This window comes from Devosia sp. BK (assembly GCF_032907385.1).
In the GTDB taxonomy this organism is placed as follows: Bacteria; Pseudomonadota; Alphaproteobacteria; order Rhizobiales; family Devosiaceae; genus Devosia.
This window is the reverse complement of record NZ_JAIMBX010000002.1, coordinates 615,473-627,978: the sequence shown is the minus strand read 5'-3', so window position 1 is coordinate 627,978 and position 12,506 is coordinate 615,473. Positions and strand designations below refer to the sequence as shown.

General features: G+C 60.5%; 15 protein-coding genes and 1 tRNA gene. 6 read left to right on the top strand and 10 right to left on the bottom strand.

Annotation, left to right across the window (positions count from 1 at the left end):
- Window positions 1-43 precede the first annotated feature (43 nt).
- Window positions 44-469 (bottom strand): thiol-disulfide oxidoreductase DCC family protein, encoded by a 426-nt coding sequence (locus DevBK_RS15100; RefSeq protein ID WP_317186027.1) that lies wholly within the window; start codon window positions 467-469, stop codon window positions 44-46.
- Window positions 470-569: 100 nt separating this feature from the next.
- Here DevBK_RS15100 and DevBK_RS15095 point away from each other — a divergent pair, with 100 nt between their 5' ends.
- On the top strand, window positions 570-1,421 hold the full coding sequence (locus DevBK_RS15095; protein WP_317186026.1) for an alpha/beta hydrolase: 852 nt from the start codon (window positions 570-572) through the stop codon (window positions 1,419-1,421).
- A gap of 21 nt (window positions 1,422-1,442) precedes the next feature.
- On the opposite strand, the gene DevBK_RS15090 is transcribed toward DevBK_RS15095, so the two are convergent.
- The 6 genes from DevBK_RS15090 to DevBK_RS15065 all read right to left on the bottom strand — a co-directional run bounded on the left by DevBK_RS15090 (window position 1,443) and on the right by DevBK_RS15065 (window position 6,993).
- On the bottom strand, window positions 1,443-2,558 hold the full coding sequence (locus DevBK_RS15090; protein ID WP_317186025.1) for an LLM class flavin-dependent oxidoreductase: 1,116 nt from the start codon (window positions 2,556-2,558) through the stop codon (window positions 1,443-1,445).
- A gap of 4 nt (window positions 2,559-2,562) precedes the next feature.
- Window positions 2,563-3,924 (bottom strand): LLM class flavin-dependent oxidoreductase, encoded by a 1,362-nt coding sequence (locus DevBK_RS15085; RefSeq protein ID WP_317186024.1) that lies wholly within the window; start codon window positions 3,922-3,924, stop codon window positions 2,563-2,565.
- A gap of 16 nt (window positions 3,925-3,940) precedes the next feature.
- On the bottom strand, window positions 3,941-4,675 hold the full coding sequence (locus DevBK_RS15080; RefSeq protein WP_317186023.1) for an ABC transporter ATP-binding protein: 735 nt from the start codon (window positions 4,673-4,675) through the stop codon (window positions 3,941-3,943).
- Window positions 4,651-5,550 carry an ABC transporter permease gene (locus DevBK_RS15075; protein WP_317186022.1) on the bottom strand — a complete coding sequence of 300 codons (900 nt, stop codon included), beginning with the start codon at window positions 5,548-5,550 and terminating at the stop codon, window positions 4,651-4,653. The genes DevBK_RS15080 and DevBK_RS15075 overlap by 25 nt, the downstream gene beginning before the upstream one ends.
- 25 nt (window positions 5,551-5,575) lie before the next feature.
- On the bottom strand, window positions 5,576-6,601 hold the full coding sequence (locus tag DevBK_RS15070; RefSeq protein ID WP_062628817.1) for an ABC transporter substrate-binding protein: 1,026 nt from the start codon (window positions 6,599-6,601) through the stop codon (window positions 5,576-5,578).
- A 302-nt stretch (window positions 6,602-6,903) separates the two neighbouring features.
- A tRNA-Ser gene (locus tag DevBK_RS15065) sits at window positions 6,904-6,993 on the bottom strand.
- Between the two features lie 225 nt (window positions 6,994-7,218).
- Between DevBK_RS15065 and DevBK_RS15060 the strand changes: the two genes are divergently transcribed.
- Genes DevBK_RS15060 through DevBK_RS15050 form a run of 3 tightly spaced genes read left to right on the top strand, consistent with a single transcriptional unit; the run spans window position 7,219 to window position 8,705 of the window.
- Window positions 7,219-7,542, top strand: coding sequence for a hypothetical protein (locus tag DevBK_RS15060; protein WP_317186021.1), 324 nt, complete (start codon window positions 7,219-7,221; stop codon window positions 7,540-7,542).
- Window positions 7,543-7,596: 54 nt separating this feature from the next.
- Window positions 7,597-8,253, top strand: coding sequence for a peptide-methionine (S)-S-oxide reductase MsrA (gene msrA, locus DevBK_RS15055; protein ID WP_317186020.1), 657 nt, complete (start codon window positions 7,597-7,599; stop codon window positions 8,251-8,253).
- A 59-nt stretch (window positions 8,254-8,312) separates the two neighbouring features.
- A complete protein-coding gene (locus DevBK_RS15050; RefSeq protein WP_317186019.1) occupies window positions 8,313-8,705 on the top strand; it encodes an MmcQ/YjbR family DNA-binding protein in 393 nt (130 codons plus the stop codon).
- A gap of 71 nt (window positions 8,706-8,776) precedes the next feature.
- On the opposite strand, the gene DevBK_RS15045 is transcribed toward DevBK_RS15050, so the two are convergent.
- Window positions 8,777-9,679 (bottom strand): S1C family serine protease, encoded by a 903-nt coding sequence (locus DevBK_RS15045; RefSeq protein ID WP_061908785.1) that lies wholly within the window; start codon window positions 9,677-9,679, stop codon window positions 8,777-8,779.
- 196 nt (window positions 9,680-9,875) lie between these two features.
- Here DevBK_RS15045 and DevBK_RS15040 point away from each other — a divergent pair, with 196 nt between their 5' ends.
- A complete protein-coding gene (locus tag DevBK_RS15040; RefSeq protein ID WP_317186018.1) occupies window positions 9,876-10,286 on the top strand; it encodes a DUF4260 domain-containing protein in 411 nt (136 codons plus the stop codon).
- 20 nt (window positions 10,287-10,306) lie between these two features.
- On the opposite strand, the gene DevBK_RS15035 is transcribed toward DevBK_RS15040, so the two are convergent.
- Window positions 10,307-10,660: a hypothetical protein gene (locus DevBK_RS15035; protein ID WP_062628814.1), complete on the bottom strand. Its 354-nt coding sequence runs from the start codon at window positions 10,658-10,660 to the stop codon at window positions 10,307-10,309.
- 88 nt (window positions 10,661-10,748) lie between these two features.
- Here DevBK_RS15035 and DevBK_RS15030 point away from each other — a divergent pair, with 88 nt between their 5' ends.
- On the top strand, window positions 10,749-11,456 hold the full coding sequence (locus DevBK_RS15030) for a glutathione S-transferase (RefSeq protein ID WP_062628813.1): 708 nt from the start codon (window positions 10,749-10,751) through the stop codon (window positions 11,454-11,456).
- Between the two features lie 157 nt (window positions 11,457-11,613).
- Here DevBK_RS15030 and DevBK_RS15025 read toward each other — a convergent pair whose 3' ends face one another.
- Window positions 11,614-12,318, bottom strand: a complete 705-nt coding sequence (locus DevBK_RS15025; protein WP_410494084.1) for a TetR family transcriptional regulator C-terminal domain-containing protein — start codon at window positions 12,316-12,318, stop codon at window positions 11,614-11,616.
- Window positions 12,319-12,506 lie beyond the last annotated feature (188 nt).

The window sequence follows — 12,506 nt, the reverse complement described above, 5'->3', positions numbered from 1 at the left end:
TCCCCATTTGATCTGCAAGGTGGCGACCAATCTGACCGAGTGTCTAAAGCACACGCTTGGCTTGATCCGGTGTCGGCAGCCAGCACGCGTCTCGCTTACCGAAGATGCGGTAACGATTGCGGGCGATAAAGCGATAGATTGGATCGCGGAGAACCGGGGGAATGACCCGAAAAATCGAGAGCATTCGCCATGGCCACCCCAGCCCTTCATAAATGGAGAGAATAGCGTCACTGTTCCGCCGAACACGCTCCCCAGTCACGACCACCATAGTATCGGGTTGGGAAGGATCGATACCGAACTTGCGATAGATTGCGCTGCCAACTTCGCCCTGCATGGATGCCAGCAGAAAATGGCCGCGGCTATCGTTGTTGAGAACAAATTGCGCATTGGCCGAGCAGAGTACGCACATTGCATCAAAGACAATTATGGGACGCTGCGATCCGTCGGTCTCGCTGTGAAAGTCTTCCATACTGTCTTCTACGCCGGTTTGGCAGGGAACAACAATCGGCCGTTCCGATTGCGAACGGCCGATCTCGCCCCCAACTCTAGGCAAAGGAGAGCCTGAAGCCGTGCATATAGAAACCTCCGGCATGCTTGAGAGGCATCGTCTCGACAGCGCTTCGGGCGTTACGCTGACCTATGCGGAATACGTGCCCCGCCGAAGCTCCGCAACCGACATCGTATTGGTGCACGGTCTCGCATCGTCCGGCCTGCAGTTCCACAATGACGCAGTGCGTTTTGCCGAGAGCGGCCATCGGGTGATCGTGCCCGACTTGAGGGGACATGGAGCTTCGGGCGTGCCCTCCGGACCCATTCGTGCCGCCGATTTTTCCATCGCCACCATGGCGCAGGACGTCCTCGCTGTACTTGAGCACGCCAATGCCGGGCAGGTTCACTGGGTTGGCAATTCACTCGGAGGCATCCTGGCTCTCCATCTCCTGGGAACACCGCAAAGCGATCGGCTGGAGAGCCTAGCGCTGTTCGGCACCTGTTTTTCGATGCAATTGCCTGCGCAGGCGGCCCACGTCCTGCGCCTATCGTTTTTGCCCGGCGCGCCCGTGACCGCTTGGTTGACCGCTCGAACGACGACGCAAAGCTTGTTTGGCCGACAGTCGATTGAGACAGCCATACGGCAATTCAACGTTGGGGCTGGCGCGGCAATTGTCTCTGGTCTGCGCCGCTACGACTTCATCGCCAATGCGCTCAGCTACGATCGCCCCGTGCTCGTGCTTCGGGGCGGCAAGGACCACGCGGTCAATCTGCGGCTGCGCCACGATATCCGCAGGTTAGCCCACCGGCCCAATATCGATCTGATTGACCTTCCCAGAGGCGGCCACTGCGCCAATCTAGATGTTCCCGATGCTTTTTGTGCGGCACTGGAAGAGCACTGCAGGCGCGCGGAACTCCGCGCAAGCACTTAGCCCGAGCACACTTGTAGAGGCCTAATTCACCGGCTCCGGCTCTATCTTGTGCGCATCTCTATCTGCCGGGACGCTACGGAGCAGCGGCAGCAGATGCCGGCCCTGACGTCTGATCTCATCAAGATAGGGCGTATCGGACAGCACAAACGTATCGATACCCAGGGCGCGATATTTCTTGAGGCTATTGGCGACGCGCTGGGCCGAACCGACGAGCCAGGTTGTCCCGGCGCCACCCCCGCCGAATTTTCCTGGCGCAGTGTAGAGATTATCGTCGAGCACCTCGCCGCGAGCATGCAGATCCAACAGCCGCTTCTGACCCACGGCAACCTTGCGGTTGTGATCGTGCCACCCCAAACCCTGATGCCTTGCCATTTCAGCCACCTTGGCCTCGGCATCCCGCCAGGCCTCTTCGGTCGTGTCACGCACCAAAGTGGTGATCCGCAGCCCAAACTTGAGCGGCGGCAGGTCGCGATCGAGCTCGAGACTGAGCGCTTTGAGCCGAGCGATGCGCTCGGCAATGCCCTCGAGCGGTTCACCCCAGAAAAGCTGCACATCGGCTTCAGTGGCCGCCACGCGCTCCGCGGCTTCGGACGCCCCGCCAAAGTAAAGCTTGGGATGTTTGCGATCGCCTCGAACGATCGGTCGTGGCACGACGGTGCTGTCGGTCACCGAGAAATGCTCACCGGCAAAGGTGACGTTTTCCTCCGTCCAAAGCCGCCGGACGAGCCTCATGAATTCCTTGGTCCGCGCATAGCGATGCGCTTGGTCACCTTCGCTGTCGCCATAGGCGGCCAGATTATCCTGACCCGACACGATATTGATCCGCACCCGCCCACCGTTGAGATGATCGAGCGTCGCCGCCGCAGACGCGAAATTGGCCGGTCGCCAATAGCCGGGCCGGATGGCGATCAACGGTTCGAAGCTTCGGGTGCGCGCAGCCAATGCCGTCGCAAGGGTAAACGTGTCGGGCCGCCCCCAGCCCGTTCCGAGCAGCGCACCATGCCAACCGTTGTCCTCAAGCGCCTCGGCCTGCGCGGTCAGTACGTCGAGGCTGTTGTGATCGACGGCAACGGGCTCGCCGCGATGGCCGGGGTTCACCTGATTGGGGATATACCAAAGAAATTCGGTCGTGCTCATGTCTCTAGACGGCCTTACGCTGGAGGGCAGGCAGGGCAAGCCCGTTGGCCGGGCGCGACAGTCCGAGATTTTCGCGCAGCGTCTGCCCCTCATACTCGGTCCGGAAAATCCCTCTTCGCTGCAGGATCGGAACAACCTGATCGACAAAGTCGGTAAGGCCGGTCGGTAGAATGGGCGGCATGATGTTGAAGGCATCCGCGGCGCCATTGTTGAACCAATCCTCAATCGCATCGGCAATTTGCTCGGGCGTACCGACGACAGTGCGGTGTCCACGAGCGCCCGCAACCGCCAGATAAAGCTGCCGAAGAGTCAGGTTATTGCGCTCGACAAGATCGGTTACGAGCTTGAGCCGGCTCTTGTTGAGCTCGGTGTTCTGCGGCAATGGCGGAGCGCGGTCGTCGAGCGAATATCCCGAAAGATCGATGCCCTTGTACTGGCGCTCCAGAATTGTCCAGGCGATCGAGGGGTGGATGAGGGACTGGATATAGTCATACTCTTCCTGCGCCTCCTTCTCGGTGCCGCCGAGCACGGGGAAGATGCCAGGACTGATGAGCAGCTCATTGGTGCTTCGGCCGTAGCGACCAAGTCGGCCCTTCACGTCCGAATAAAATTCCTGCGCATCTTCAAGGGTCTGATTGGCGGTAAAGATCATTTCGGCGGTCCGGGCCGCGAACTCACGTCCCGGCTCGGAGGCACCAGCCTGCACGATTACTGGATAGCCCTGCACGGGACGCGCGACATTGAGCGGACCGCTGACGGTGAAGAATTTGCCCTGGTGATTGAGCTGGTGGATTTTATCGGGATCGAGATAGACGCCGCTTGCCTTGTCGCGCACGAAAGCATCGTCCTCATAGGAATCCCACAACCCTTTGACGAGATCGACGAACTCCTCGGCGCGCTCGTAACGATCCGCATGGGCGGGATGTCCTGGGATGGAAAAATTCTTGGAGACGTCGGCCCCGGTTGTCACCACGTTCCAGGCAGCCCGACCCTTGCTGATATGGTCAAGCGAGGCAAATTTCCGCGCGAGGAGATAGGGATCCTCGTATGTGGTGGATGCCGTCGCCACAAAGCCGATATGGCTCGTCACCTGCGACAGGGCTGCCCAAAGCGTTATCGGTTCGAAATGCGCGCCCTGGCTTGAGCGCCGCAGCGCTTCCGGATCCTTGGCACGCTCCCACCCCGCCGGACTGTCAGCGACGAAGACCAAGTCGAACTTGCCACGCTCGGCGGTCTGCGCCAGGTCTTTATAGTGGTCGATATTGTGTCCTGCATCGGCTTGCGAGGCTGGATGCCGCCAGGCTGATATATGGTGTCCAGTCGCCATGATAAAGGCGCCGAGCTTGAGCTGTCTTTTCTCACTCATTTCAGTGTCCTTTCGTTTAGGCAGCGCTTCGGTCGTCGACGTCGACGCCAAGCCGCGAAAGCAATTGCGATCGGATGGCACCAAAGCGTGGATCGCCGTGGCTGCGACGGCCCTTGATGTCGACCTTGAGGTCTTCGACCAGGCGGCCCTGGTCGAGCACCAGAATGCGATCGGCCAGAGAGATCGCCTCGTCGACATCGTGTGTGACGAGGAGCACTGCCGGCCGGTGGCGCGCACAGAGCTCGCGGAGCAAATCGTGCATCTTGAGCCGCGTCAGCGCGTCGAGTGCCCCAAAAGGCTCGTCGGACAGGAGCAATGCGGGCTCCCGTACCAGCGAGCGGGCCAGCGCCACGCGCTGCTGCTCGCCGCCGGAAAGCTGGATCGGCCAGGCCGTTTCGCGACCTGCGAGCCCCACCTCTTCAAGAGCTTTTCGGCCAGGCTCACGCCCTGCCCCACCAAGGCCCAACGTGACATTCTGGATCACACTGCGCCAAGGCAGGAGCCGCGCATCCTGAAACACGACGGAGAGCTTTTCCGGCGTTCGGAGTGACCCGGTGCCGTCCACCTCGTAGTCGAGCCCGGCCAGTGCACGCAGGAATGTGCTCTTACCTGAACCGCTCTTGCCTAAAAGAGCCATGAATTCGCCCTGGGCGATGTCGAGGTCGAGGTCGTCGAGGATGGTGACGTCGCCAAAGCGGCGGGTCAGCCGGCGGACTTCAACCGCCTTTAATGAGCGAGCGTGCGGCGCCATGACAGCAGTCTCCTTTCAAGCAGACGGACGACGCCGTCGGAGGCAAGGCCGAGGACGGCATAAACCACGAGCCCAACGATGATGATCTGGGTTTGACCATAGGTGCGGGCGAGTTCGATCATGTAGCCGAGGCCCGAGGTGGCATTGATCTGCTCGACCACCACCAGCGAAACCCAGCACAGCGTGACGGCAAACCGTAAACCCAGGAGGAAGCCAGGCACTGCACCGGGCAGCACGACTTGCAACAGGAAATCACGCTGACTCATGCGCAACGTTTCAGCGAGTTCGACATAGCGCTCGTCGATGGCCCGCAGCGCATTATGCGTGTGCATGTAGATCGGCACGACGACGCCAAGCGTAATGATCGTAACCTTCATGGTCTCGCCGATCCCCAGCCACAGCATCAGGAGTGGGATCATGGCGAGTGTCGGTACGGCGCGCTTGATCTGGATGGGCCCATCGATGAAGGCCTCTCCAACCCTTGAAAGTCCGGAGATGACCGCAAGCAGAAGACCGATGACGATGCCGAACCCCAATCCCAGCAGCGCTCGTACCGACGAGGTAAGGAAGTTCGATTGCAGCCGCCCATCGGCGATAAGATCACCAAAGGTGCCAACAATTGCCCATGGCGCCGGCAGGATGCGCGGATCGAGCAGCCCGAATGCCGACCCCGCAGTCCAGATCAACACCAGGGCGAGAGGCCCGATCTGGAGACCGAAGGGAATGGCCGGACCCGGCCCAAGGCGCCGCCGGCGCCGGGGCGAATTTTCGACAAAGGCGGGCGGGCGGAAGCTGGTGGGCGGGGCATAGCTCGCCGGTCTTTCCCGGTCGAGGACATCGAGCCTTCCACTATGGCTGCTGGTCATATAGGTCATCGCGGAACTCCAGGTTCAGAGAAGTCTATTTGGCGCTCAGGGCTGCGGCGGCGATTGTTTCAAAGCGGCGGTCGAAGATGTTCTCGGCGCTGAAGGGCTCGTAGCCGAGCTCGGCGCCCAGGAGGTCGATGGTCTTCTGATGGCGGGCGACGACCTCGTCCCAGTTATCGGGGATGATCTGATTACCCACGAGCTCGACGAGATACTCGCCGTCTTCCTTGCTCAGGCCCTGATCCCCAACATAGTAGCCCTCGACCCACGCCTCGGGGTTCTCATTGACCCATTGCGTAGCGCGGGCCCAGAAGCCGACATAGACGGCCAGCGCCGCGGCCTTGGCCGGATCGTCCAGCACCCATTGCGGTGCGTAGAGATGGCTCGGATCATCGCGCAGCCCGTGCTCGATCACCGTCGCGCCATCAGCGCCATACTGGTTCACATAACGCCGGATATAGACCCCACCGATCGGCGCCACATCGACCTGATGGCTGGCAAGTGCCACAGGATAGACATCGCCCGTACTCGGCAGTTCGACCAGGGTCACGTCGTCGCGCGTCAGCCCCGCCGCCTGTAGAGCCCGCAGCACCAAAGCGCCCTGGGCCTGGCCGGGGCTAAAGGCAATGCGCTTGCCGCGGAAGTCGGCGAGAGTCTTGACGTCCACGCCTGGGGCGATGCCGAACCGATAGATCGGGTGGCCGATAGGATCTTCGCGTTCGCGATAGGCAATGTTGCGGACCGGCAGGTCATTCCAGTTGGCAAAGATCGATGGAATTTCAGCCACCGAGCCAACATCGAGCGCCCGCGCCCGGAAGGCTTCCGAGGTCTGCGGCCCACCGCTGAGATTGGTCCATTCGATCTCGAAGGGAATCTCGTCGATGAGACCGGAAAGCTGCAGCGCCACCTTGGTCTGCGGGTCACCCACCACGAGCTTGGTGCCCGCCGGAACGTCGGCGAGAAGTGGAGCGCTTTCCTGGGCGTGCACCAGGCCGAAACTTGCTAGTGATAGAAGCGAGGATGCGATTAAAAGGGTCGCGGTTCGACGGCTCTGCTGCATGTCTTTCCATCCGATCAGTGATGGAGAGAACGTTAGCCTTCAATATCCACTAATTCTATAGACTAAAGAAGATCGATTTCCTGAATATGGGAAGCGATTGAGCATGGCACAGCTGTCGACGGTGCGCTCGCGCAGCGCACTATATCGTTCATTCTGGCTATCGTGCAGCGTCCTATGACTTGGGGTTCCAGCAACGTCGCTAGAAAAGCGCAACGTGCGCCACGCCTCCCCCGAAGCAGTAAGGCGTTACGAAGAGCTCTGATCTACGAGCGTTTAAACGTTTCCGAAGGTCTTGGGAAAACTGGCGGAGAGAGAGGGATTCGAACCCTCGAGACGGTTACCCGCCTACACACTTTCCAGGCGTGCGCCTTCGACCACTCGGCCATCTCTCCGCATCGCCGTGGCAGGTCCGGAACCGGACTGCGCGCGACCACGTTGGGCCGTTGCGAGCGTGGCGCAATATAGCGATGAACTTTGCGGGCGCAAGCCAGAGATTGGACCTGTTACCCATGTTTTTCGATATGGCGCCAATCTCTTGTGGAGCGAAGGCAGGACGTGGCACAATCATTGAGTGCAGGGGCGGAGCGGTCGCCGCCCGCGAGCACGGGACGGGGTAAATGCGGATAGCCTTGCGTATCATAGGCACATGGCTCATCGGGCTTGCACTAGTGTTGCTGGTCATCGATGGCACAAAGACATTGGCAAGCAATGTCGCCACCTTCACGTCTCTGGGCGATGTGTGGATGCAGGTCGGCGCGCAAAGCCTTGATGAGCTTCGCGGATTTTTGCGCAGCCGGTTCTTCGCGACGCTGCTCGACAATGCGCTCGATGTGCTTTTGACCTATCCGGCCTTTGCCGTCATCGGCTTACCCGGCATTCTTTTTGCGCTGCTGGGCCGCTCGCCACGTCGTGAACGCTTTTTGCGCGCCGAAGAAATTTGAACGCTCGCAAACGCCTGCTTAAATCCCCATATTGCGGGGCGAAAGGAGCATTTCATGTTCTTCCGCACCAAGCCGACATCTATTCCTTCTGCTGCTGACGCCCTGCCGGGCCGGACGGTGGAAATGCCTGTGGCACCTGAACATTTTGTCAATGGCAAGAGCCTCAAGGGGCCCTATCCCGAGGGGCTCGAGACCGTCTATTTTGGTCTTGGCTGCTTCTGGGGCGCCGAGCGGCTGTTCTGGAAACTGCCGGGCGTTTACGTGACCGCCGTGGGTTATCAGGGCGGACATACGCCGAACGCCTCTTATGAAGAGGTATGTTCAGGCAAGACTGGGCATACCGAGGCGGTCAAGGTGGTCTATGACCCCAAGGCTATCTCATTGGAAACACTGCTGAAAACCTTTTGGGAAGAGCACGATCCGACCCAGGGCATGCGGCAGGGCAATGATGTGGGGACCCAGTATCGGTCTGCCATCTATACGACGACGCCCGAGCAGGCAGACATCGTCGCCCGCAGCAAGGACGCTTACCAAAATGCCTTGCGTGAAAAGGGCTTAGGTCCGATCACGACGGAAATTGGTGAGGCTGGTCCGTTCTATTATGCCGAGACCTATCACCAGCAATACCTCGCCAAGAACCCGAACGGCTATTGCGGGTTGAATGGCACCGGCGTCTCTTGCCCGATCGGGCTGGGCGTGGCTGCCGAGTAGCATTTTTTCACGGCGTAGCGGTTATCCGCTGCGCCGTTTCTGTTAGCAGTCCGTTAACATTGAGCACCCCCTACCTCACTATCATGACCCGGCCGGGCTTCGAAGCCTTCGTCGCGCGCCTGCCCGCCGTTTCCGTGGTGCGGCAATGGCGTGACGATTCGGTCGCCAAGGTCGGGGATAAGATTTTTGCGCTGCTCGATCGCGACCCCGGCGAGGTGTGGTGCAAGGTGTCGGAGATGTCGTTCGATCTGCTCACCGAGATGCCAGGAATCCGACCGGCGCCTTATTTTGCGCGGGCGGGTTGGGTGGCGATTTCGGTCGATAGCCCGCTGACGGGTGACGAGGTGGAAGCCTATGTGGTCGAGGCGCACCAGATTATCGCGGCAAAGATGAGCGCGCGGAAACGACGTGCGCTCGGGCTTGATCATCTGGAGATCAAGGGGCTGGATTAAGGCCCCCTCACCCGCCGCGTTGCGGCGACCTCTCCCCCAGAGGGAGAGGTGCGCTTCGCGCTCCACCAGCTCTACTGCAGTTGCGGCTTGACCAGAAAATCGTTGCGGTCGGCGGTTTTGACGCGGACCCAGGATTCGCGGCCGGAGCGGACGATGCGGAGGGCGAATTCGGAGCCGGCCGGAGCCTTGGCCCAGAGTTTTCGGTAAAAATCGCCGAGGCCTTCGATTTCCTCGCCGTCGAGTTCGGAAATGATGTCGCCGCTCTTGAGGCCAGCTGTATCGGCCGGGCCGCCATCGGAGACGTTCATCACCACGACGCCATTGTTGCGCTCGGCAGAAAAGACGCCGAGCCATGGCCGTGCCTCGCGCGCGGCCTGGCCAGTCGTGACGAGATCATCGAGAATGGGTTTGAGGAGATCGATGGGCACGACCATGTTGATATCGGTCGTGTCGCCGGCATTCATCATCTGGAGGCGCAACGAGCCGATGCCGATGAGATTGTCATTGTTGTCGAGCAGCGCGGCCCCGCCCCAAGAGGGGTGGAAGGGCGAGGTGAAGATCGCCTCGTCGAGCATATATTCCCAATAGCCGGCAAATTCCTGGCGGGCGACGACCTCGTTGACGACCTCTTCGCCCTCGCCGTCGATGATGCGGCCGATATCGCTGACACGCGCGCCGGCCGAACTGCCAAGCCGCAGGGCCGGCAGGTCGAGATCGCCCATGGCCTGGACGAGGCCAAAGCCGGTGACCTGGTCGATGCCGACGACATGGGCGGGCACGACGCGCTCGTCATGGGTCGTCAGCCACACTTCCTCGGCTTCGGTGACCAGATAGCCGATGGTGACGATGAGACCCTTGTCGTTGATGACGGCGCCGCTGCCTTCGCGCACGGTACCGAGGGTCGAGGCCGTGAACGCGGTTTCGGGGATTTGAGCCCGCAAGGCGACGACGGAATGGCGCGGATTGGTGGACATGGGGCACTCCCCTTCGCTTTGGTGTTGCTCCATTAGATATGCCGCGATGCGGCCAAAGCAAGGTGAGCACACGAAGGGCTGATCTGCAGGACGGGTCAGCGAGGCATTCAAGAGTGAATAGCCAGCCGCCACATTTGGTCAATTCTATACGGGGATGGCGAGAACTATACCTTGTTCAACAGAACAGGAGCTTGCCATGACCATCGACGGAACGACGATGTCCCTTTCTCAGCCTGCCGCCAACACGATCAAGGGCACCGCCTTGCTGCTCCGCCTCGAAGCCCTTGCGGCCGTGGTTTTTGGCGTGACCGCCTATGCCATGCTTGGCCAGTCATGGATCGTTTTCGCGGTTCTGTTTCTCGTGCCCGATGTCTTCATGGCCGGCTATCTGGTGTCACCGCGCGTTGGCGCGTGGAGCTATAATCTCGTCCATACCTATGTGACCCCGGCGCTTGTTGCGGCCAGCGGCTTTGTGTTCGGGCCGATCGCCTTTGGAATCGCGGCGATCTGGGTGGCGCATATCGGCATGGACCGCATGCTGGGCTATGGGCTCAAGAAGGAAACCGGCTTTCAGGATACGCACTTGGGTCGTATTGGGAAGAAGTGAGTTTTCCAACGTCCACTGCGTCATTCCCGCGAAAGCGGGTATCCCTTGGATCTGGAAAAGAGCTTCTCGCTTGCGCGGGGATGACCCGGAGGTGGGTTATTGGCTTGAGTTTGCCGGGCGGCCAAAATCCAGCCGCGCCAAGAGTCTTCCCAAACGGTTTCGCCGGGGGCGGCGAACATGTTGCGGCCCATGATGAAGGCGCCGTAATCGGTGACGGCCTTGACCTCATCGGCATTGTTGGCGCCGTCTTCAAACATCCAGCGCGCGAGGTCACGCGGATTGATGGTGCCGAACGGACTTTCACGCGTCTGGTTGAGCCCCGTGCCGAAGCCGTCGAGCGTCAGCATCATATGGGCGGAAACAATCTGGGGCATGGCCCAATCCTCACGGTCTGCCCGTGAGGAAAGGACAGCGCTGCAAAACTGTCAAGGAACGGCTCGCAACCCCGCGCATTTCGGGCCTATGACTTACGAACTTTTTTATTGGACCGGCATCCAGGGCCGGGGCGAATATGTGCGGCTGGCGCTCGAAGAAGCGGGCGTGTCCTATGAGGACATGGCGCGGGTCGAGGGCGACGGGGTGATCGAGGCGCTGGCGGAGAAGATTGCTACGCCGAGCTTTGCGCCGCCAGTGCTGCGGCATGGCGATGTGGTGGTCGGGCAGACGAGCGCCATTCTGTTTTATCTCGGCGGCACGCTTGATCTGGCGCCAAGAGATGAGCGGCTCAAACTCTGGACGCATCAGATTCAACTGACCATCGCCGACTTCGCGCTTGAGGGGCATGACGTGCACCATCCGGTAGGGATGGGCAAATATTACGAGGAGCAGAAGCCGGAGGCGCGGCGTCGGGCCGCGGAATTTTGCGACGAGCGGGTGCCGAAGTTTCTAAAATGGTTCGAGACGATCTTGGCGCGCAATCCGGCGGGACCTGAGTTTCTGGTCGGGGATCGGCTGAGCTATGCAGACCTCTCGCTGTTTCAGGTGATGGAGGGGCTGCATTATGCCTTCCCCAAACTGATGGGACGGATCGGCGGAGAGTTTGAGCGGGTCGAGGACTTGCGCGAGCGCGTGCGGGCGCGGCCGAATGTGGCGGCGTATTTGCGGAGCGAGCGGCGGCTGGCGCCGAATGAGAGTGATTTGTTCCGGCATTATCCGGAGCTGGATGGGTAGGGCTGGTTAGGGCACATCGGGGCTCACATCACCCCCTCCTAGCCTCCCCCATCAAGGGGGAGGTATCTGCCGGTGGTTGCCGTAGGATCGCGCCACAAGAGTGGAGCGGCACCTCCCCCTTTGATGGGGGAGGTTGGGAGGGGGTGATCCCCAGACGCTATCCCTTCGGCCTCGGCGTCAGCCCGTGCAAGAAGAGCTGCTCCAAATATCTTGCCGCATCCTCGAACCGCCCTTCCCCGCCGCGGCCCTTGCCGAGGATTGCCCGCACCTGGACGTCGAAATCGGCATAGTGCTGGGTGGTCGCCCAGATCGAAAAGATCAGGTGATAGGGATCGGTGCGGGAAATCTTGCCCTGGTCCATCCAGGTGAGCAGCACTTGGGCTTTTTCCTCGACCAGGGCCTTCAAATCCACTTCGAGCATATCGATGATGTGCGGCGCGCCGCGCAACATTTCATTGGCAAAGAGTCGGCTTTGGCGGGGAAAATCGCGCGCCATTTCGAGTTTCCGACGGATATAGGAGCGGATCTCGACGAAAGGATCGCCATCGGCGCGCATTTCTTCGAGGGGAGCGAGCCAGGTGACGAGGAGCTCTGACATCAGGCGGCGATGGATCTCTTCCTTCTTCGGGAAATAATAGAGCAGGTTGGGTTTGCTCATACCGGCCACTTCGGCGATCTGATCGATCGTTGCGCCGCGAAAGCCGTGGACCGAAAAGACCTCGAGCGCGGCTTCGAGAATGATGTCCTGTTTTTCGCGCTGGATGCGCGTGACCGGCCGCGGCTTTGCGGGGGCCGTGGCGACTTTGGCGTCCGCCTTGTGCTGGCGCTTCGGAGCGGGCGATGAGCCATCCGTTGCGATCATCTTCGATGACGCTGGCGCGATCATCTTCGATGACGCTGGCGCGATCATCTTCGATGACGCTGGCGCGATCATCTTCGATGACGCTGAGATCACCTTCGGTGACGCTGGAGATTTGTTTTTGGGCGCCATTTTCGTCTTGCGGGAATGAACAGGAGTGCTAACATTTTTCCAACTGGTCAAAAATCTGG

What these genes read in the sequence shown, in the direction of transcription:
- DevBK_RS15100 (WP_317186027.1), bottom strand. Translation starts at nt 469, where the DNA reads ATGGAAGACTTTCACAGCGAGACCGACGGATCGCAGCGTCCCATAATT.
- DevBK_RS15090 (WP_317186025.1), bottom strand. Translation starts at nt 2,558, where the DNA reads ATGAGCACGACCGAATTTCTTTGGTATATCCCCAATCAGGTGAACCCC.
- DevBK_RS15085 (WP_317186024.1), bottom strand. Translation starts at nt 3,924, where the DNA reads ATGAGTGAGAAAAGACAGCTCAAGCTCGGCGCCTTTATCATGGCGACT.
- DevBK_RS15080 (WP_317186023.1), bottom strand. Translation starts at nt 4,675, where the DNA reads ATGGCGCCGCACGCTCGCTCATTAAAGGCGGTTGAAGTCCGCCGGCTG.
- DevBK_RS15075 (WP_317186022.1), bottom strand. Translation starts at nt 5,550, where the DNA reads ATGACCTATATGACCAGCAGCCATAGTGGAAGGCTCGATGTCCTCGAC.
- DevBK_RS15070 (WP_062628817.1), bottom strand. Translation starts at nt 6,601, where the DNA reads ATGCAGCAGAGCCGTCGAACCGCGACCCTTTTAATCGCATCCTCGCTT.
- DevBK_RS15060 (WP_317186021.1), top strand. Translation starts at nt 7,219, where the DNA reads ATGCGGATAGCCTTGCGTATCATAGGCACATGGCTCATCGGGCTTGCA.
- msrA (WP_317186020.1), top strand. Translation starts at nt 7,597, where the DNA reads ATGTTCTTCCGCACCAAGCCGACATCTATTCCTTCTGCTGCTGACGCC.
- DevBK_RS15045 (WP_061908785.1), bottom strand. Translation starts at nt 9,679, where the DNA reads ATGTCCACCAATCCGCGCCATTCCGTCGTCGCCTTGCGGGCTCAAATC.
- DevBK_RS15040 (WP_317186018.1), top strand. Translation starts at nt 9,876, where the DNA reads ATGACCATCGACGGAACGACGATGTCCCTTTCTCAGCCTGCCGCCAAC.
- DevBK_RS15035 (WP_062628814.1), bottom strand. Translation starts at nt 10,660, where the DNA reads ATGCCCCAGATTGTTTCCGCCCATATGATGCTGACGCTCGACGGCTTC.
- DevBK_RS15030 (WP_062628813.1), top strand. Translation starts at nt 10,749, where the DNA reads ATGACTTACGAACTTTTTTATTGGACCGGCATCCAGGGCCGGGGCGAA.
- DevBK_RS15025 (WP_410494084.1), bottom strand. Translation starts at nt 12,318, where the DNA reads ATGATCGCAACGGATGGCTCATCGCCCGCTCCGAAGCGCCAGCACAAG.